16 protein-coding genes, 1 tRNA gene and 1 pseudogene are annotated in these 17862 nt (G+C 69.6%); 6 read left to right on the forward strand and 12 right to left on the reverse strand.

The features are described from left to right. Window positions 1-87: 87 nt before the first annotated feature. The 4 genes from ACGFWI_RS13630 to ACGFWI_RS13645 all read right to left on the reverse strand — a co-directional run bounded on the left by ACGFWI_RS13630 (window position 88) and on the right by ACGFWI_RS13645 (window position 3906). Window positions 88-945, reverse strand: coding sequence for a MetQ/NlpA family ABC transporter substrate-binding protein (locus ACGFWI_RS13630; protein WP_393906171.1), 858 nt, complete (start codon window positions 943-945; stop codon window positions 88-90). Between the two features lie 95 nt (window positions 946-1040). Beyond that, window positions 1041-1775: a methionine ABC transporter permease gene (locus ACGFWI_RS13635; protein ID WP_393906129.1), complete on the reverse strand. Its 735-nt coding sequence runs from the start codon at window positions 1773-1775 to the stop codon at window positions 1041-1043. Then, the gene (locus ACGFWI_RS13640) at window positions 1772-2848 is read right to left on the reverse strand and encodes a methionine ABC transporter ATP-binding protein (protein WP_393906130.1); all 1077 of its coding nucleotides are present in this window, start codon (window positions 2846-2848) and stop codon (window positions 1772-1774) included. Before ACGFWI_RS13640 ends, ACGFWI_RS13635 begins: the two co-directional genes overlap by 4 nt. Window positions 2849-3258: 410 nt before the next feature. After that, window positions 3259-3906, reverse strand: coding sequence for an HAD family hydrolase (locus tag ACGFWI_RS13645; RefSeq protein WP_393906131.1), 648 nt, complete (start codon window positions 3904-3906; stop codon window positions 3259-3261). Window positions 3907-4023: 117 nt separating this feature from the next. On the opposite strand from ACGFWI_RS13645, the gene ACGFWI_RS13650 reads away from it, so the two are divergent. Both ACGFWI_RS13650 and ACGFWI_RS13655 read left to right on the forward strand, forming a co-directional pair. Beyond that, window positions 4024-4392: a hypothetical protein gene (locus ACGFWI_RS13650; protein ID WP_393906132.1), complete on the forward strand. Its 369-nt coding sequence runs from the start codon at window positions 4024-4026 to the stop codon at window positions 4390-4392. Next, window positions 4385-4843 carry a hypothetical protein gene (locus tag ACGFWI_RS13655; protein ID WP_393906133.1) on the forward strand — a complete coding sequence of 153 codons (459 nt, stop codon included), beginning with the start codon at window positions 4385-4387 and terminating at the stop codon, window positions 4841-4843. Before ACGFWI_RS13650 ends, ACGFWI_RS13655 begins: the two co-directional genes overlap by 8 nt. 52 nt (window positions 4844-4895) lie before the next feature. Here ACGFWI_RS13655 and ACGFWI_RS13660 read toward each other — a convergent pair whose 3' ends face one another. Beyond that, complete coding sequence (locus tag ACGFWI_RS13660; protein ID WP_393906134.1) at window positions 4896-5438, reverse strand: GNAT family N-acetyltransferase; 543 nt, start codon at window positions 5436-5438, stop codon at window positions 4896-4898. A gap of 327 nt (window positions 5439-5765) precedes the next feature. Continuing rightward, window positions 5766-6902, reverse strand: a complete 1137-nt coding sequence (locus ACGFWI_RS13665; RefSeq protein ID WP_393906135.1) for a glycerophosphodiester phosphodiesterase — start codon at window positions 6900-6902, stop codon at window positions 5766-5768. A 296-nt stretch (window positions 6903-7198) separates the two neighbouring features. Between ACGFWI_RS13665 and ACGFWI_RS13670 the strand changes: the two genes are divergently transcribed. Beyond that, on the forward strand, window positions 7199-7867 hold the full coding sequence (locus ACGFWI_RS13670; protein ID WP_393906136.1) for a lysophospholipid acyltransferase family protein: 669 nt from the start codon (window positions 7199-7201) through the stop codon (window positions 7865-7867). 82 nt (window positions 7868-7949) lie between these two features. On the opposite strand, the gene ACGFWI_RS13675 is transcribed toward ACGFWI_RS13670, so the two are convergent. The 6 genes from ACGFWI_RS13675 to ACGFWI_RS13700 form a co-directional block, all read right to left on the reverse strand. Further along, window positions 7950-9920, reverse strand: a complete 1971-nt coding sequence (locus ACGFWI_RS13675; protein ID WP_393906137.1) for a bifunctional metallophosphatase/5'-nucleotidase — start codon at window positions 9918-9920, stop codon at window positions 7950-7952. A 225-nt stretch (window positions 9921-10145) separates the two neighbouring features. Then, window positions 10146-11783 carry an MFS transporter gene (locus tag ACGFWI_RS13680; protein WP_393906138.1) on the reverse strand — a complete coding sequence of 546 codons (1638 nt, stop codon included), beginning with the start codon at window positions 11781-11783 and terminating at the stop codon, window positions 10146-10148. Continuing rightward, window positions 11780-12331, reverse strand: coding sequence for a TetR/AcrR family transcriptional regulator (locus tag ACGFWI_RS13685; protein WP_393906139.1), 552 nt, complete (start codon window positions 12329-12331; stop codon window positions 11780-11782). The genes ACGFWI_RS13680 and ACGFWI_RS13685 overlap by 4 nt, the downstream gene beginning before the upstream one ends. Window positions 12332-12480: 149 nt before the next feature. Next, window positions 12481-13923 carry an argininosuccinate lyase gene (argH, locus tag ACGFWI_RS13690; protein ID WP_393906140.1) on the reverse strand — a complete coding sequence of 481 codons (1443 nt, stop codon included), beginning with the start codon at window positions 13921-13923 and terminating at the stop codon, window positions 12481-12483. 119 nt (window positions 13924-14042) lie between these two features. After that, window positions 14043-15236: an argininosuccinate synthase gene (locus ACGFWI_RS13695; protein WP_393906141.1), complete on the reverse strand. Its 1194-nt coding sequence runs from the start codon at window positions 15234-15236 to the stop codon at window positions 14043-14045. Between the two features lie 117 nt (window positions 15237-15353). Continuing rightward, complete coding sequence (locus tag ACGFWI_RS13700) at window positions 15354-15731, reverse strand: DUF488 domain-containing protein (protein ID WP_393906142.1); 378 nt, start codon at window positions 15729-15731, stop codon at window positions 15354-15356. 142 nt (window positions 15732-15873) lie between these two features. Here ACGFWI_RS13700 and ACGFWI_RS13705 point away from each other — a divergent pair. The 3 genes and pseudogenes from ACGFWI_RS13705 to ACGFWI_RS13715 form a co-directional block, all read left to right on the forward strand. Then, window positions 15874-15947 (forward strand) — tRNA-Pro (locus ACGFWI_RS13705). A 96-nt stretch (window positions 15948-16043) separates the two neighbouring features. After that, window positions 16044-16181 (forward strand): hypothetical protein, encoded by a 138-nt coding sequence (locus tag ACGFWI_RS13710; RefSeq protein ID WP_393906143.1) that lies wholly within the window; start codon window positions 16044-16046, stop codon window positions 16179-16181. A gap of 1180 nt (window positions 16182-17361) precedes the next feature. Further along, window positions 17362-17849, forward strand: a pseudogene (locus tag ACGFWI_RS13715) (SDR family oxidoreductase); the annotation flags it as partial. Window positions 17850-17862: the final 13 nt, after the last annotated feature.

Genomic DNA, 17862 nt, shown 5'->3' on the forward strand with positions numbered 1-17862 from the left:
CGTGCGTACGGGCGACCGCACCTCTACACCCGCCCACCCCCCGAAGGGGGGTGGGCGGCGGGGAAAAACATCAGGGCAGGAGAGGCGTCAGCTCTTGGCCGGGCCGAAGGCCGGGATGACCGAGCCGTCCTTGTACTTGTCCTGGATGAACTTCTTGACCTCGGGGGAGTTCAGGAGCTTGGCCAGCTTCTTGACCCGCGGGTCGCTCTCGTTGCCCTTCTTGACGGCGAGGAAGTTGGCGTAGGGGTTGCCCTCCGCCTTCTCCACGGCGAGCGCGTCGGTGGAGGGCTTGAGGTGGGCGCCGATGGCGAAGTTGCCGTTGATGATCGCGGCGTCGACGTCGTCGATGCGCGGCGCGGTCTGAGCGGCCTCCAGCTCAGTGATCTTGATGCCCTTGTCGTCCTTGACGTCGGTCAGCTTGGCGTCGGAGCCGGCACCGGGCTTGAGGGTGATCACGCCGTTGTCGGCGAGCAGCTTGAGCGCCCGGCCCTCGTTGGAGGGGTCGTTGGGGACCGAGACGGTGCTGCCGGACTTGAGCTGGGACAGCTTGTCGATCTTCTTGGAGTAGATGCCCAGCGGCTCGATGAGCACGTTCTGGACAGGCACGATGTGCGTGCCGTTCTCCTTGTTGAAGGTGTCGAGGAACGGCTTGTGCTGGAAGAAGTTGGCGTCGACCTGGCCGTCGTCGGTGACCTTGTTCGGGATCTTGTAGTCGTTGAACGGCTTGACGACCAGCTTGAGGCCTTCCTTGGCCGCCAGCTTGTTCTTGATGAAGTCGAGGATGGCGCCGTGCGGGGTGGGGCTCGCGGCGACGACGAGCGGGGCGTTCTTGTCGCCCTTGTCGCTGCTGGCGGTGGTGTCGGAGGGGGCGCTGCAGGCGCTCGCGCCGAGGGCGACGGCGGAGGCGGCGGCTATGGCGACGGAGATCTTGAGGGTGTTGCGCACGAAGAGTGCCTCTTTCTTGTTCACACGCGGGGGTTCACGTGCGGTGTCCGCCCGGCAAAGGGTCCGGGCTCTTGGGTGGAGCGGTGGCTCCGGTATCAGGCGGCCTCGGTGACCGCGGCCGGCTCCTCGGCGCGGGCGCGGCGCAGACCGACCCGCAGGACGGAGACACGGGTGCCGCGCTCGGCGAGCCGGCGGACGACGAGGTCACCGAGCAGCTGGACGAGGGAGACCAGGACGATCAGCTCCACCACGGTGGCGATCATCAGTGAGGTCTCGTACTGCTGGTAGCCATAGGTGTAGGCGAGGTTGCCCAGGCCGCCGCCGCCGACCGCACCGGCGATCGCGGAGTAGCCGATCAGCTGGATGACGAGCGTGGTGACGCCCGCGATCAGCGCGGGCAGAGCCTGCGGGAGGAGCACCTTGAAGATGATGGTCCAGGTGCCGCCGCCCATCGCGTGGGCGGCCTCGACCAGGCCGCCGTCGACCTCGCGCAGCGCGGCCTCCACCAGCCGGGCGAAGAACGGGATGGCGGCGAGGGCCAGCGGGACCACCGCGCCGGTCGGGCCGATCGAGACGCCGACGAGGAGGCGGGTGAAGGGGATCAGCACCACGATCAGGATCAGGAACGGGAAGGACCGCCCGATGTTCGCGATCACGCCGAGCGTCTTGTTGACCACCACGTTCTGCAGGACGGCACCCCGCTGGGTCAGATGCAGCAGCACACCGACCGGGATGCCGATGAGCACCGCGTAGAACGTCGACCACCACACCATGAAGAGGGTGTCGAGCGTGTTGTCGTACAGCAGCGGCTGCATCTCGGTCCAGGTCACTTGGCACCTTCCTTCTCCAGCGGGGCGCCGGCCGTGACGGCGCTCAGCGCGTTGTCGACGGCTCGGCCAGCGACATCGGCCACGTCCACCTGGAGGCCCTGCTCGCGCAGGAAGCCGATGGGCACGACGTTCTCCTCGAAGCGGCCGGGCAGCTCGATGCGCATCCGGCCGACCTGCTTGCCGCCGACGGTGTCCATGGCGGCGCCGAGGATCGAGATGTCGACGTTGTAGGTGCGCGACAGCTCGGAGATCACCGGGCGGGTGGCGGCCGAGCCGTGGAAGGTGACGTCGACGACGGTGCGGTCGTCGGCCGACGGCTCGCCGCCGACCGGGAACAGCTCCCGGGCCAGCTCGGAGCCGGGGGTGGCCAGCAGTTCGGCGACGGTGCCCTGCTCGACGACCCGGCCGTTCTTCATCAGCGCGGCCGAGTCGCAGATCGTCTTGACGACGTCCATCTCGTGCGTGATGAGCACGATGGTCAGGCCCAGCTTGCGGTTGAGGTCGCGCAGCAGCTGGAGGATGGAGCGGGTGGTCTCCGGGTCCAGGGCGCTGGTGGCCTCGTCGGAGAGCAGCACCTTGGGGTCGCCGGCCAGCGCGCGGGCGATGCCGACGCGCTGCTTCTGGCCGCCGGAGAGCTGCGCCGGGTACGCCTTGGCCTTGTCAGCGAGGCCGACCAGGTCCAGCAGCTCCAGCGCCTTGCGGGAGCGCTCACCGCGGTCGACCTTGAGGATCTCCAGCGGCAGTTCGACGTTGTCCTGGACGGTGCGCGAGGACAGCAGGTTGAAGTGCTGGAAGACCATGCCGATGTGGCTGCGCGCGGCCCGGAGCTGGGCGCTTGCGCGCTTACCGCGTCCGGCGATGGACGTCAGCTCCTGGCCGGCGACGGTGACCGTGCCGGAGGTGGGGCGCTCCAGGAGGTTGAGGCAGCGGATGAGGGTGGATTTACCGGCGCCGCTCTGGCCGATGACGCCGTACACCTCGCCCTCGCGGACGTGCAGATCGACGCCGTCCAGGGCGGTGACTTCGCGGTCTCCTGAACGGTAGACCTTGGTCAGGCCCGTTGTGGTGATCACTAGGGAATTCCGTCACTGTCGAGTGCTCGGCGGCTCGCCCGCCGGGCACGGGGCATTCTTGCGAGTGCGGCAGAGGGGAACGGGGAGCGGCGGCGGGCGCGGGGGCCCGGCTCCCGGTTCCGGTGACGCGGGGCGGCGGACGTCGTCGGGGGGCGACGCACGGCGCGGTGGGGTCCCCCTTGCTCCGCAGGAGCTCGGGGAGGGTCTCGCTTCGGGGCGCGAGGCTCAGGCGGGGGCCCTCAGCGGTCACACATTCGACACATGCAACGAGCACCGGGCGTCAGGTACGCCTCGGTCGCAGGGGTGCGGTTGCTCGTCGTGGTCATGGCGGCAAGTAAACCAGACAGCCGTACGGGCCGATCAAGCCAGTCCGGATAGCGGACATGCCTGACCGACCCGTGGACACTGCCTCACTCCGCGATGGTGATCTCCACCGATCCGTCCGTGGCCTGCGCGGATACCTCCGAGAGCGTGGTGATGACGGCATCGGCCGACAGCTCTTCCGCCGGGTGGGTTGTGGTCAACGCCACGGTCACCATGCCGGCCGCGCGGCCCGCCGTCAGTCCGGCCGGTGCGTCCTCGAAGACCACACAGCGGGCCGGGTCCACCCCGAGCCGCTCGGCGGCGAGCAGGAACGGCTCCGGGTCCGGCTTGCCCCGGCTGATGTCATCGGCGGCTATCAGATTCTTGGTGCGGATCCCGGCCTCGTCGAGACGGGCCTCGGCCAGCCGGCGGCCGGCGGAGGTCACCACGGCCCACCGCTCGGCGGGCAGGCTCTCCAGCAGGGCGAGGGTGCCGGGCAGCGGCACGACTCCCCCGGCGACGTCCTCGACCTCCAGGTGCTCGATCCGGGCCACCGCCTCCGGCACCCGGTCCGCGGGCACCAGATCGGCGACGATCTCCGCCGCCGGGCGGCCGTGCAGCTCGATCCGGGCGAAGGCCTGCTCGGTGATGCCGTACTCCTTCGCCCACCGGGACCAGCAGCGGTGGACGGACTCCAGGGAGGAGACCAGGGTGCCGTCATTGTCGAAAAGGAGCGCATCAGCGGTGATCTTCATACTTCACGAGCGTACGTGCCGCGGTGGGGCCGGACGCGGCCGCCCGCCCGCAGCCGATTAGCATCGCCCCATGCCCCACAACCCCACGGCGCGCAGCCACGTGGCCCGGAGGTCCCGGTGATCGACGCGCTGACGCTCGCGGTCGCGGTGACCGCTCTCGCCCTCGCCGCCTGGTGCGGCTTCGCCGCGTTCCGCGACCAGCCCACCAAGGACTGGCACTTCATCGGCATGGCTCTGGTGTCGCTGCTCGGCGTCGTCCAACTGGTCATCGCCGTCGTGCAGTTGACGCGCGGAGAGTCGCCGGACAAGGGCACCGCGCTCTTTGTCGCGTATCTGCTCGGGGCGGCCGCCTGCGTCCCGGCGACCGGGTTCATGTCGCTCTCGGAGCGCACCCGCTGGGGTTCGGCCACCGTCGCGGCGGGCGCCGTGGTGCTGGCCGTACTGGAAGTGCGGCTGTTCGACATCTGGGGAGGCGGCAGTGCCTGAGACCACGGCGACCACGGGGGCGGACGGCACCACGGCCGCCACCCCGGCGAAGCGTTCCCTGGGCACCGGTCCCGGGCGCCTGCTGGTCACGCTCTACGGCGTCTTCACCGTCGCGGCCGCCTCCCGCTCGCTCTACCAGCTCCTCGCCCAGTTCGACCGGGCTCCGCTGGCCTACAGCCTTTCGGCGGTCTCCGCGGTCGTCTACGGGTTCATCACCTTCTCGCTGGTGCGCGGTGGTGAGGGCGCCCGCCGGGCCGCGTTCGCCTGCTGCGCGCTGGAGCTGCTCGGAGTGCTCGGCATCGGCACCTGGACGCTGCTCGACCGGTCCGCGTTCCCCGACGCCACGGTCTGGTCGGACTACGGCATGGGCTATCTCTTCATTCCGGTCATCCTGCCCGTCACCGGGCTGATGTGGCTGCGCCGGGCCCGTACGGAGCAGGCGGCCGCCTAGGCGGGAGGGGAGGACGGGCCCGGCCATCGCGAGGGCCCGTCCTCCCCTTTTCTCACGCCTGGGCGGCGAACTCCCCCTGGCTCGGTCCGTGGGATGTCCCCACGGCGGTGGCCTCGGTGCGGAACTCCTTCTCCAGTGTCACCACGCTCAGCCGGGGGGTGAGCTGCTCGGTGCCCACGGGGGCATAGCCGTGGCTGCGGTACAGCCGCAGATTGCCCTCGCTGCGGTGACCGGTGAACAGGCGGTAGCGCGTGGCCGACCGCTCGGTCGCCAGCCGCTCCTCGACGGCGTCGAGCAGCCGTCCGCCCAGGCCGTGCCGCTGCATCCGCGGGTGCACGATGAGCTTGGCTATCCGCGCGGTGCCGTCCTCGTCGACCGTGCCGCGCACGGACCCGACCACCTCCTCGCCGAGCCTGGCCACCACGACGCAGCCCTCGCCCAGTTCGGCGCGCAGCGCCTGCAGCGTCTGGGTGAGCGGCTCGATGCCGTAGTCGTCGTACAGCGCGGCTTCCTGCTGGTAACAGAGGTACTGGAGTTTGAGGATCTGCTCGGCGTCCTGGTCGGTCGCCGCAGAGATGGTCACGCTCGTGCCCATGCGCGTATGCCTCCCCTATTCGGTTCGCTGGTCCGGGCGCTGAGGGTGAGAGGGGTGCGCCCGGAACGATGTGCCCTGACAGACGGCGCCGCGGGGTACCCGTCGCCGTCATGGCGTGGCTGACACTGCTTCTTCCGGGTTCCCCGGTATGTGGCAGCGGCAATCTCCGCCGCGAGCATTCTGCGCAGGCATGTGGGACAGGCGGAACGGACCGGCACCGAGCTCTCCTGTGACATTCCCAACTCAGATGAGAGTTCAGGGGAGGTGGTGCCGGTCCGTACTCCGCCGCGCAGGCGGTCCGGGCGGCCGGCGGTGGGCGGCCGGCGGTCAGCCCTTGCGGAACTCCGCGGCCACCAGCAGCGCGGTGTCGGGGTTGTCGGAGAACAAGCCGTCGATGCCGGTGCCCAGGAGCGCCCGGAAGAAGCGGAGGGAGTCCCCGTAGGCATTCGGGTCGGTGCCGCGACGGTAATCGGTCGGCAGGAAGGTGTTCTCGTTGCGGACCGTATACGGGTGCAGCACCAGTCCGGCGGCGTGGGCGTCCTTGACCACGGAGCTGGGCTCGCCGAGCTTGCCGTCGGCGTCCCGCGGGATGATCACGGTCAGGTCCGGGCCGATGCCCTGGGCGAAGCCGGCGAGCCACTTCAGGCCCTCGGGCTTGACGAGGTCGGCGACGGTGCGCGGGTCACCGGACGCCGTGAAGTCCCAGGGGCGGTCCTTGAGCGTGCCCAGCAGGACGACCTTGGGGCAGTCGACAAGCTTGTCCAGACGCTGGATGCTGCTGGGTTCGAAGGACTGCAGGAAGTTCGGGGAGTTCTTCCGGTGCCGGCCGTGCGCACGCAGGGCCTTGGCCAGCCGCTCCTCCAGGCCGAGGCCGAGCCCCCGGAAGTAGGTGGGGTGCTTGGTCTCGATGTGCAGCCAGACGCGACGGCCCCGCTTGCGGCCCTCACGCTCGGCCCACTGCAGCACCTCCTCGAAGGTCGGCACCTCCCACACACCGTCGTAGAGGGTGTTGTGCTGACGGTTGCCCGGTATGCGCTCCTTGGCGCGCAGCGTCTTCAGCTCCGCGAGCGTGAAGTCCTCGGTGAACCAGCCGGTCAGCTTGACCCCGTCGACGGTCTTGGTGGTCTTGCGGTCCGCGAACTCGGGGTGCGCGGAGACATCGGTGGTGGCGGTGATGTCGTTCTCGTGACGGCAGACCAGATGCCCGTCCTTGGTGGGGACGAGGTCCTGCTCGATGACGTCCGCGCCCATGTCGAGGGCGAGTTGGTAGGAGCCGAAGGTGTGCTCGGGGCGGTAGCCGCTGGCGCCGCGGTGGCCGACGATCAGCGGCACCGGCAGCTCCTGGGGCACTCCGGCTCGCTGACCGGCGCTCGCCTGACCGGCCGTGCCGAAGACCGCCGCTCCCGCGCCGAGTGCCGCGGCGCCCAGCACCATCCGTCGTCCCGGCTGCTGCCGATTGTGCATGCCCACACTCCTCGCTCTAGGTGTTCTGTGGTGTTCCAGGTGCTTCCGGGTGTTTTCCGGTGTGCGGTGAGGCGTGTTGCGCACCGGCCCAGGGAACCGGGCCGATCGTAAGCACGGACGGGTCACGCCGGGGAGACGCACGACAACTTCGGAGGGAACATGGTGGTAACACACGTCAACTGTGCGTATCGACCTCGTGAACCCGATGTGCGAGCGGGAGTGACCCGCGAGTATTGTCCTGGGCTGCAGAGTTCTGCGCCCGCTTGACGTTGACCAGTCGCGACCCGGAGGGCCCGTTGTCCCGCATTGTGCTGAAGGCGATTCTCGGATTCCTCATGCGTGTCCTGTACCGCCCGAAGGTCGAGGGCATGGAGCGCATTCCGGCGACCGGACCGGTGATCCTGGCCGGAAATCACGTCACCTTCATCGATTCGCTGTTCCTGAGCCTGGTGGTCAAGCGCCCGGTGTACTTCATCGGCAAGGACGAGTACGTCACCGGCAAGGGCTTCAAGGGCCGGCTGATGGCCTGGTTCTTCACCAGCGCCGGCATGATCCCGGTGGACCGGGACGGCGGGCACGGCGGTGTCGCGGCGCTGATGACCGGCCGCCGGATCCTGGAGGAGGGCAGCGTCTTCGGCATCTACCCCGAAGGCACCCGCTCCCCCGACGGCCGCCTCTACCGCGGCCGTACGGGCATCGCCCGCCTCACCCTGATGACCGGTGCGCCCGTCGTCCCGTTCGCGATGGTCGGCACCGACAAGGTGCAGCCCGGCGGCAAGGGCCGCCCGCACATCGCCCCGGTGACGGTGCGCTTCGGTGAGCCGCTGGACTTCTCCCGCTACGACGGCATGGACCGCGACCGCTATGTGCTGCGGGCCGTGACCGACGAGGTGATGAGCGACGTCATGGAGCTGTCCGGCCAGGAGTACGTCGACATCTACGCCACCAAGGCCAGGGTCGCCTGACCTCCCCCCTCCGCCGCGCCACGGGCCCCCTCCGGTTCTCGGACGGGGCCCGTGGCGCGTGCTGCGCTTTTTTCGCGTGAGGTCAGCAAGGCACCCGGAAGCCACCCGGGGCGCGCTGGCCCTCGGCGCCGCCGGTCAGCGCCGTACGCAGCGCCGCCTCGGGCCGCGGGACCACGCTCCCGTCGGCCTGAAGCAGCTGCTGGCGCTGGGTGATGGTGCCGGTGCGGGCGCCGGGCACCCCCGCGTTCTTGGCTCTCACCCGGCTCAACGGTGCGGGCTTCAGCTGTTTCTTGGCGCGGACGAAGGAGATGAAGCTCTCGAAGTCGCGAGTGTGCCGGACCGGTGCGGTGAAGCCGGTGAAGGCGCTGAAGCCGTCCTGGTTGATGAGGGTGTACGAGGGGGCGGCGAGGCGGTAGCGGCGGGTGAGGTCGAGTGCGGTGCCGTTGATGAAGACCTCGGCGGGGTCGATCCGCCGGCCGACCGGTCCCGCGGCGTCGAAGGTGTAGCGGACATTGCCGGAGACGGCCAGCGGGGAGAAGCCGAGGCCGCCGCCGGCGGTCGGCGCCCACTGTTCCTCCAGCGCGTCATGGATCTGCCGGCCGGTCACGGTGACGGTCAGGATCGGGTCGCCGAAGCCCACGGAGTTCCAGGCCTGCGCGAAGGTGACGGTGCCGTCCGTCTCCTGGTTGCGGATCAGATCGCCGGCGATCACCGCCTGGCCGACGCGCGGTGCGACCGCGATCACGGCAAGGTCGGCGGGGGTGTTGGGGTGGTCGGCGGGGTCGTCCATCGCACCGTGCGACTGCCGGCCCGCCCACAGGGCCCAGTCGGCGACGAGGTTGCCCATGGTGCTCTCCCCCACCGCGTTGCGCCGCCGGGTGAAGGAGGCGGTCTGCGTGCCGATCTTGCTGCGGGCGCGCCGGGAGGCGTAGTCCGCCCAGTAGCCGGCGATCGAGCGCAGGTCCGGGTCCGGCGTCACCTCGCGGGTGTTGGGGTGGTTGGTGGAGGTGGTCAGCTCCCGGATCACCGCTCCGGTGTCCGGGTCGAGGCGCAGATTGATCTCGTTGATGAGCTGGCCGTAGCAGCCGGCCTCGACGAAGGGGCGGGGGTCGCCGTTCGGGTCGGGCAGCATCATGGTGAAGGCGCAGTGCCAGTGGCCGGTGACGATGGCATCGATGTCGGGCGAGGCGCGCAGCGCCAGTTCGTATGCGGGTCCCGAGGGGTTCTTGCCGCTGGAGAAGTCGCTGCCGGCCACCGCGCCGTCGTGCATGCTGAGCACGATCGTATGGACGCCGCGTGACTTGAGTTCCGCGGCACAGCGGTTGGCGGTCTCCAGCTCGTCCAGGGTGCGCAGTCCCGGCTGGTAGGAGCCGGGGAAGGACTCGGTGCCGATGGCGGTCAGATGGATGAAGCCGATCGCCAGCCGGCGGCCGCGGCCGTTGTCGACGTACTCGATGTTGTAGGGCGCCAGTACGGGCTCGCCGGTCGCGTTCCACACCATGTTGGCGCTGTAGTAGGGGAACTTCGCGCCCTCGAATCGGCGCCCGGCGGAGTCCTTGAAGTCGTCGTCGCGTCCGACGACCGGGAAGGCGTCGCCGTCCGCCATGTGCGAGGTCAGGAAGGTCGCCGACTTGTCGAACTCGTGGTTGCCGGCCGAGGCGAAGTCCATGCCCATGGCGTTGAGCGCCTCAATGGTGGGCTCGTCGGAGAAGGAGGAGGCGTCGAACTCCCACCCGGAGAAGAGGTCACCAGGGGCGAAGAAGAACGAGTTGCTGCGGCCGTCCCTCAGCCGCTCCAGGTGGGCGGCCATATAGGCCACGCCGCCAACGGTGTACCTCTTTCCGCCGGCGCCGGTGATGAGGGAGTTGGCGCCCGGGGCACCCTGCAGATAGCCGTGCAGATCGGTGATGTTGAGGAGCTGGACGTCGACATATTCGTCGGCGGTGGCCGCGTCGCGGGCGTGGCCGGTGGCGTAGGCGTTGCTGCCGATGGCGCTCGCGGTGGCCAGAGCCCCCGCGGCGGTGAAGAAGGAGCGTCGTCCGATGTCGCGCACTGCGTCACTCTCCTGAGCGGGCCGTCCGTAGGGGGACGACGGGAGAGTCAAACGAGCCGCACGGGACGGCCGGTCACCAGAACACCTACCGGGCGTGAACGGGCGAGGGACAGTCGCCCCCAGGGCGTGTCCTGTGGATCATGGCGGGTGCATGGCACCGTGATCCACAGGACACGCCCTGAGGCGCGGTGTGTGCCCGCCGTCCGGCGGATCGGCCCTGCGGCGCTACGGGCGTTCCGCCGGGCCGCCGGCCGCGGGGCCGGAGCCGCGGCCCGGCTTCCGGCCGGCCGTGGAGAGCGCCACCGTGGTGGCCGGGGCCGGGCTGTTCGCCAGCTCCTGGCCACGGAGCAGGAACCAGGCGGCCACCGCGGCGGACAGCAGGACCACCGCGCCCACCCCCGCCGCGACGTCCACCCCCTCGACGAAGGAGTCCTGAGCGGCCTTGACCAGCGCCGCGGCCTGGTCGGCGGGGAGATGGCGGGCCGTCTCGAAGGCGCCGCCGAGCGATTCGCGGGCGGCGTCCGCGGCCGGCGCGGGGACCCCGGACGGGGCGGCGAAGCCCCGGTAGATGCTGGTGACGATGGAGCCCAGCAGGGCGATGCCGAGCGCGGCGCCCAGTTCGTAGGCCGTCTCGGAGACCGCGGAGGCGGCGCCCGCCTCCTCCTTGGGGACGTTGGAGAGGATCACATCGGCGGTGACGGTGAACGAGAAGCCCGCGCCGATACCGACGACGAAGAGGATGAGGCAGAGCGCGGCGGTGCCGGTGTCGCCGTGCAGGGTGGTGCAGCCGACGAGCGAGAGCCCGACCACGGCGAGGCCGCCGGCCACCACGATCCGTACGGACAGCCGCCGGGCGACCCAGCCGGCGGCCAGACCGGCACCCACCGCGCCGATCGCGGCCGGGAGTTCGACGAGCCCGGCGTTCAGCGGCGAGCGCAGCTGCACCATCTGGAGGAACTGGGAGAGAAAGAAGACCAGGCCGGACAGTCCGAGGATGGTCAGCAGATCGGCCAGCACCGACCCGGTGAATCCCCGGTGGTGAAAGAGCTTCATGTTCAGCAGCGGCGAGGGGAGGGTGAGCTGCCGGCGGACGAACACGAGCAGGGCGAGCACGCCGATGACGGCCGCCAGCGCGATGTCCCAGCGGTAGCCCTCCACCGCAGCTTCCTTGATGGCGTAGACGACGGCGACGATGCCGACCAGGGCCAGCAGAACGCTGGGGAGGTCCCACGGGCCGGGATCCGGATTGCGCGACTCCGGGATGACCCTGGCGCCGACGGCCACCAGCAGCGCCATCACCGGCAGGTTGATCAGGAAGACCGAGCCCCACCAGAAGTGCCCCAGCAGAAAACCGCCGAGGACCGGCCCCACGGCCATACCGGCCGAGGCCATCGCGCCCCAGATGCCGATGGCCAGGCTGCGTTCCTTGGGATCGTGGAAGAGATTGCGGATCAGCGCCAGGGTGGACGGCATCAGCGTGGCGCCGGCCACGCCCTGCAGCGCACGGGCGACGATCATCATCTCCGGGGTGGCGGCGTACGCGGCGAGCACCGACATCGCGCCGAAGCCGACGGAGCCGATCAGCAGCAGCTTCTTGCGGCCGATACGGTCGCCGAGGCTGCCCATGGAGACCAGCAGGCCGGCGATGACGAAGGAGTAGATGTCGCCGATCCACAGCAGCTGCGTCCCGGACGGCCGGAGGTCTTCGCTGAGGAAGGGGGTGGCGAGGCCGAGGACCGTGGCGTCGACGCCGACCAGCAGTACGGCGAGGACGAGGACGGCGAGCGCGAGCCAGCGTCCCGGCCGGGGCTGGTCGTCCACATGAGCCGAACCGGCCGGTTCTGACGCTATGGTCTCGGTCATTTCTCCATGCTCCGTCGGATGCCGCCGAGCAGCAGCTCGGCGATCGAGTGGTTGAGGTCGTTGCGGGCGACCCGCCCTTCGTGGACGGCCCAGGCGCCGGCGCCGATCAGGCCGTAGAGCGCCTCGGTGAGCCAGGCGGCGCTCAGATCGATCCGGAAGTCGCCCTCTTCCTGGCCGCGTCGGAACAGGTCGGTGATCCGGCCGTCGAGCCGGGCCCAGCCGGCGTTGACCTCGGCGCCCTCGAAGAGCTGATTCTCGGTGGAGAGGAAGGCCAGCATGGCGGCGACCGGTTCGGTTTCGGCGATCAGCCGGCGCAGCGCCCCGGCGGCGTCCCCCTCATCCAGCCTCGCCGCGTCCATCGCCTGCGTGAACTGCGCGATCCCTTGCTCCTCCAGGGCTCTGATCAGGGCGTCCCGCCCCGCGAAATGCCGGTGCAGGGTCGCGCGGCTGATCCCCGCGGCCCGCGCGATCTCGTCCATCGAGGTCGTCGCCCGCCGCGTGAGCAGCGCGGCGGCTTCCTTCAGAACCCGTTCGTGATCCACAGCCATGAGACACACACTATCCGAATGAGACGTCAATGTCTCACTGTTTCTTCCCTTCCGCACCCCTCCGCGCCCCCGCACAAACGAAGGCGGCCCGCCCCGGTCTCTCCCGGGGGCGGGCCGCCTTCCACACACTCTTACGACCAGGGCAAGTCCTACGGAAGCACAGTGGCCTTCCTGGCCGCCGCCCACTCCTGCTGCTTCACCAGGTCGGCCCGCACCTCGGCGAGCTGGACCGCCACCGCCGAGGGCGCGGTCCCGCCCCGGCCGCTGCGCGAGGCGAGGGCACCGGGGACGTTGAGGACGCCGCGGACCTCGGGGGTCAGATGCGGCGAGATCTTGGCGAACTGCTCGTCGGTGAGCTGGTCCAGCTCGATGCCGTGCGCCTCGCACTCCTTGACGCACTCGCCCGCGACCTCATGCGCCACCCGGAACGGCACGCCCTGCTTGACCAGCCACTCCGCGATGTCGGTGGCCAGCGAGAAGCCGGCCGGGGCCAGCTCTTCCATCCGCTCACGGTTGACGGTCAGGGTGGCCATCATGCCGGTGAACGCCGGGAGCAGCACCTCCAGTTGGTCACAGGAGTCGAAGACCGGCTCCTTGTCCTCCTGCAGGTCGCGGTTGTAGGCGAGCGGCAGCGCCTTGAGCGTCGCCATCAGACCGGTCAGATTGCCGATGAGGCGGCCCGACTTGCCCCGCGCCAGTTCCGCGATGTCCGGGTTCTTCTTCTGCGGCATGATCGACGAGCCGGTCGAGAAGGCGTCGTGGAGCGTGACGAAGGAGAACTCCTTCGTGTTCCAGATGATGACTTCCTCGGCGATCCGGGAGAGGTTCACCCCGGTCATCGCCGTGATGAAGGCGAACTCCGCGACGAAGTCACGGGAGGCCGTGCCGTCGATGGAGTTGCCGGCCGAGCCGTGCTCGAAGCCGAGGTCGGCCGCGACCGCCTCCGGGTCGAGGCCGAGCGAAGAGCCGGCCAGCGCGCCCGAGCCGTAGGGAGAGACCGCGGTGCGGTCGTCCCACTGCCGCAGCCGCTCCGCGTCCCGGGACAGCGACTGCACATGCGCCAGCACATGGTGGGCGAAGAGCACCGGCTGGGCGTGCTGGAGGTGGGTGCGGCCCGGCATCGCGACGTCCGGGTGGGCCTCGGCGAGCTGGACCAGCGCCTCCTGGAGGTCGGCGATCAGTCCGCCGATGGTCCGGGCGTGGTCACGCAGGTACATCCGGAAGAGCGTGGCGACCTGGTCGTTACGGGACCGGCCGGCCCGCAGCTTGCCGCCGAGGTCCGGGCCGAGCCGCTCCAGCAGCCCGCGCTCCAGGGCGGTGTGGACGTCCTCGTCGGCGATGGTGCCGGTGAACGAGCCGTCGGCGACGTCCGATTCGAGCTGGTCGAGCCCGGCGAGCATGCGGGTCAGCTCGTCCTCGGTGAGCAGTCCCGCCTTGTGGAGCACCCGGGCGTGCGCACGGGATCCGGCGATGTCGTACGGGGCCAGCCGCCAGTCGAAGTGGACGGACGCCGACAGTTGGGCCAGCGCCTCGGCCGGTCCGTCGGCGAACCGGCCGCCCCAGAGCCGGACATCACCGGTGTTGCTGCTCACTGCTGCTCCTCAGGCTGCTTCGGATGTGCCACCTTCCCCACGGTCTCAAGGACCAGGGGGTGCCCCCGCTCCGCCACGACGGCGGGGCGGAGGCGTCATACGGAAGTAACGAGACGGGATCAGGCCAGGTCGCGCTTGGCCGCAATCTTGCTCGACATGCCGAAGAGCTCGATGAAGCCCTTCGAGAGCGACTGGTCGAAGGTGTCGCCGGTGTCGTAGGTCGCGAGGTTGAAGTCGTACAGCGACCGGTCGGACTTCCGGCCGGTGACGACCGCGCGGCCACCGTGCAGGGTCATCCGGATGTCGCCGCTGACCTGCTGGTTGGCCTCGTTGATGAAGCCGTCCAGGGCGCGCTTGAGCGGCGAGAACCACAGGCCGTCGTAGACCAGCTCGCCCCAGCGCTGCTCGACCTGCCGCTTGTAGCGGGCCAGTTCGCGCTCGACGGTGACGCTCTCCAGCTCCTGGTGCGCGGTGATCAGCGCGATGGCGCCGGGCGCCTCGTAGACCTCACGGGACTTGATGCCGACCAGCCGGTCCTCGACCATGTCGATCCGGCCGATGCCCTGGGCGCCGGCCCGCTCGTTGAGCTGCTGGACGGCCTGCAGGACGGTGACGGGCTTGCCGTCGATGGCGACCGGGACACCCTCCTTGAAGGAGATGATGACCTCGTCGGCCTCGCGCTGGGTGGCCGGGTTCTCCGTGTACTCGTACACGTCCTCGATCGGCGCGTTCCAGATGTCCTCCAGGAAGCCGGTCTCCACGGCCCGCCCGAAGACGTTCTGGTCGATGGAGTACGGCGACTTCTTGGTGGTCGCGATCGGCAGGTTCTTCTCCTCGCAGAAGGCGATCGCCTTGTCCCGGGTCATCGCGTAGTCGCGGACCGGGGCGATGCACTTCAGGTCGGGGGCGAGGGAGGAGATGCCGGCCTCGAAGCGGACCTGGTCGTTGCCCTTGCCGGTGCAGCCGTGGGCGACGGTGGTGGCGCCGTGCTTCCTGGCGGCGGCCACCAGGTGCTTGACGATGGCCGGCCGCGAGAGCGCGGAGACCAGCGGGTAGCGGTCCATGTACAAGGCATTGGCCTTGATCGCCGGGAGGCAGTACTCATCGGCGAATTCGTCCTTGGCATCCGCGACCTCGGCCTCGACCGCGCCGCAGGCAAGCGCCCGCTTGCGGATGACGTCCAGGTCCTCGCCACCCTGGCCGACATCCACGGCAACGGCGATGACCTCGGCGCCCGTCTCCTCGGCGATCCAGCCGATGCAGACAGAGGTGTCCAGGCCGCCCGAGTAGGCGAGTACGACGCGCTCGGTCACGGGTTTCTCCTTACGGTGCCTTCGCTGATAGGTATAAGTATGCACTCCACCGTATGTTTCGTCAACGAGCGGATGAACAGGCAGGCCAGCGGGCAGGGCGACGGGGTGGCACGGGCCTTACACCCCCTCCCGCAGCACCTCCGTCAGCACGGCCGTATGACTTGCCGACACCTCCTTCGTCGCCGTCAGCAGCGTCAGCGGCCCCTGCTCGGCGAGCTCCCGCAGCCGTTCCAGCGCCCGCTGCGCCGACTCCCGCGCCAGCTCCTCGCGATAGCGCTCGGCGAACACCTCGAACCGCTCCCTCTGGTGGCCGTACCAGCGCCGCAGCTCGGACGAGGGCGCCACGTCCTTGCACCACTCGGTGAGCTGCGCATCCGCCTTGGACAGCCCGCGCGGCCACAGCCGGTCGACCAGCACCCGGGCCCCGTCCGCCGGCTCCGGCGGCTCGTACACCCGGCGCACACGGAGGGCATCCTTTGCCGACATATCACCCATATGCATATCGAATCACGTAAGCGCACCCCCTGCAGGAGGCCCGAAAGGGCACGGTGAGGGACCCGCTTTGGATTCATGGCCCGGGACAGGGTATTTTTCTTCTGCACGCCCCGGCCGGGAGTTCTCCGGTCGGAATGAGCACCGGGACGTGGCGCAGCTTGGTAGCGCACTTGACTGGGGGTCAAGGGGTCGCAGGTTCAAATCCTGTCGTCCCGACGGTGTAGAGGGTCTTCGCAGGTGAGAGCCTGCGGGGGCCCTTTCTTCGTGTTCCGGATTCCGCCTTCGAGGTCGAGCACGCCGCTCGTCGACACCTTGACTCGGAGGCTGGGCCACCTGCCGCTGCTGGACCTGAACAAGATCACCGCCGGACTGCTGACGACCTGGGCGGGGTACCTGCGGGACTGGAACCGCTGCCTGCGCTCGGGGAACTATCCGGAGACCACCCGGTAGAGCGCTCTGCGTCCACGGCACGGAACAAGCACAAGGCACTGCAGCAGCTCTTCAAATGGCTGATGCTCCACGAGGGCGACATCGACCGTTCGCCGATGGAACGCGTCAAGCAACCCAAGACACGGCAGAAGCTGATCCCCGTCATCCGCGACGAGGCGACCTCGAAAATCCTCGGAACCTGCAAGGGCAAACAAGTCGTCCAGCTGGAAGCGGGCCGGCAGCGACACCGGCGACCTGATGCTCCTCCTCGGCTGGGTCTCCGACGACGTGCCTGGCCACTACGGAGCCAGCGCCGCAGCCGAGCCACAGCACGCGAAGCGATGACGCGCTCCACGGAGGTGCTCGGCTCCGCTGGTCGCGCCCGCCGTTGACCTGTCGGTCTTCGGCCTTCTGCTCGGCAATCGGTACCTGGCGCTCGATGCACAGATCGCGACTCTCCAAAGGCAGCGCCGGCACCGAGACGACGCCAGGAGGGCGCACGCCACCGGGAGCTACACCAACGCCCCGTCTCGGCCCAGACGTTGCGCAAGAGTCTGCGGGTGGGGGCGAAGCGATCAAGGATGCTCGTGGCCACGGTTCGGGCGGAGCACAGTCGCAGAGCGGCATCGGATCAGGGCGGCCGCGAAGGGGACGGTACGAATGAGGCGGCGTGACCCACCGTAGGGACCGGGGCGCGGGTCCAAGACCGAGGGGGGACTTGAACCATATGCACATGCCGGTGATGCGGGGTGAGTTGCGGTTGCCGTAGGGGGAATCGAAGCCAGGGGGAAGGCCAGCGAACCCCCGTACATCCGCAGAACGAACGGCATGGACCGGAAGCGTACGCCTGGGCGAGAGTGAATTTGGTTGTGGTCCCACGTCGCCCCAAGTACGACCACCACCTGCAGGGCACCAAGGCGTGGGGCCCATGTATGGAGCCGCATCTGTGTGGCCGTGGCGGGCATCTCATCAGTTCCGCTCGTCGCCGCCACCCCGGCAGGGGCATCGGCTCAGCCGGCTGGGAGCGAAGCAGCGAAGCGCGCAGCCACAGGGAAGTTCCACTAGACCGTTTCCCGGCCGTGTGCCTGGGTGCGCCGTACCCGGGCACAGCCTGTCCTGGCTGGTTCTTCCGCCGCCGCCCAGACTCCGGACAGCGAGCTGGACGGAAGCACGGAAGGGGACGCGGGTGAGTCAACAGTCGATCCCTGCGGGAAGGGCCGGGGCGAGGGCGGATGTGGTCGGTGCGTGGCTGGCCGCGGACTGGCACCCGGTCTTTCTCGACGCGCGCCGTATCGGCCGACTGAAACTGTTGGTCGAAGAGATCACCAGGGAAGGCGGCACCGCCGCCTTCCGCGAGCTGGACGTGACCGACGCGGCAAACATGCACGCCTTCATCGATGCGGCGCGTTCCACGTACGGCCGGATCGATGCCGTCGTGAACAACGCGGGCGTCATGCCCCTCTCCCCGCTGGAAGCGCTCAAGACCGACGAGTGGGACCGCATGATCGACGTGAACGTGTGGGGAGTCCTGCACGGCATCGCCGCCGCTCTGCCCGCGATGCGCGCACAGGGCGGCGGGCACTTCGTGAACATCGCCTCCGTCGGCGCCGCGTACCAGGTCTCGCCCACCGCCGCCTCCACTGCGCCACCAAGTTCGCCGTCCGCGCGATTTCCGAAGGACTGCGGCAGCCGTGCGAACCCG

Source organism: Streptomyces sp. NPDC048434, assembly GCF_043200375.1.
In the GTDB taxonomy this organism is placed as follows: Bacteria; Actinomycetota; Actinomycetes; order Streptomycetales; family Streptomycetaceae; genus Streptomyces.

Bases quoted from the DNA above. Each gene is read 5' to 3' on its own strand.
- ACGFWI_RS13665 (WP_393906135.1), bottom strand. From the start codon at position 6,902: ATGCACAATCGGCAGCAGCCGGGACGACGGATGGTGCTGGGCGCCGCG.
- ACGFWI_RS13660 (WP_393906134.1), bottom strand. From the start codon at position 5,438: ATGGGCACGAGCGTGACCATCTCTGCGGCGACCGACCAGGACGCCGAG.
- ACGFWI_RS13685 (WP_393906139.1), bottom strand. From the start codon at position 12,331: ATGGCTGTGGATCACGAACGGGTTCTGAAGGAAGCCGCCGCGCTGCTC.
- ACGFWI_RS13700 (WP_393906142.1), bottom strand. From the start codon at position 15,731: ATGGGTGATATGTCGGCAAAGGATGCCCTCCGTGTGCGCCGGGTGTAC.
- ACGFWI_RS13680 (WP_393906138.1), bottom strand. From the start codon at position 11,783: ATGACCGAGACCATAGCGTCAGAACCGGCCGGTTCGGCTCATGTGGAC.
- ACGFWI_RS13645 (WP_393906131.1), bottom strand. From the start codon at position 3,906: ATGAAGATCACCGCTGATGCGCTCCTTTTCGACAATGACGGCACCCTG.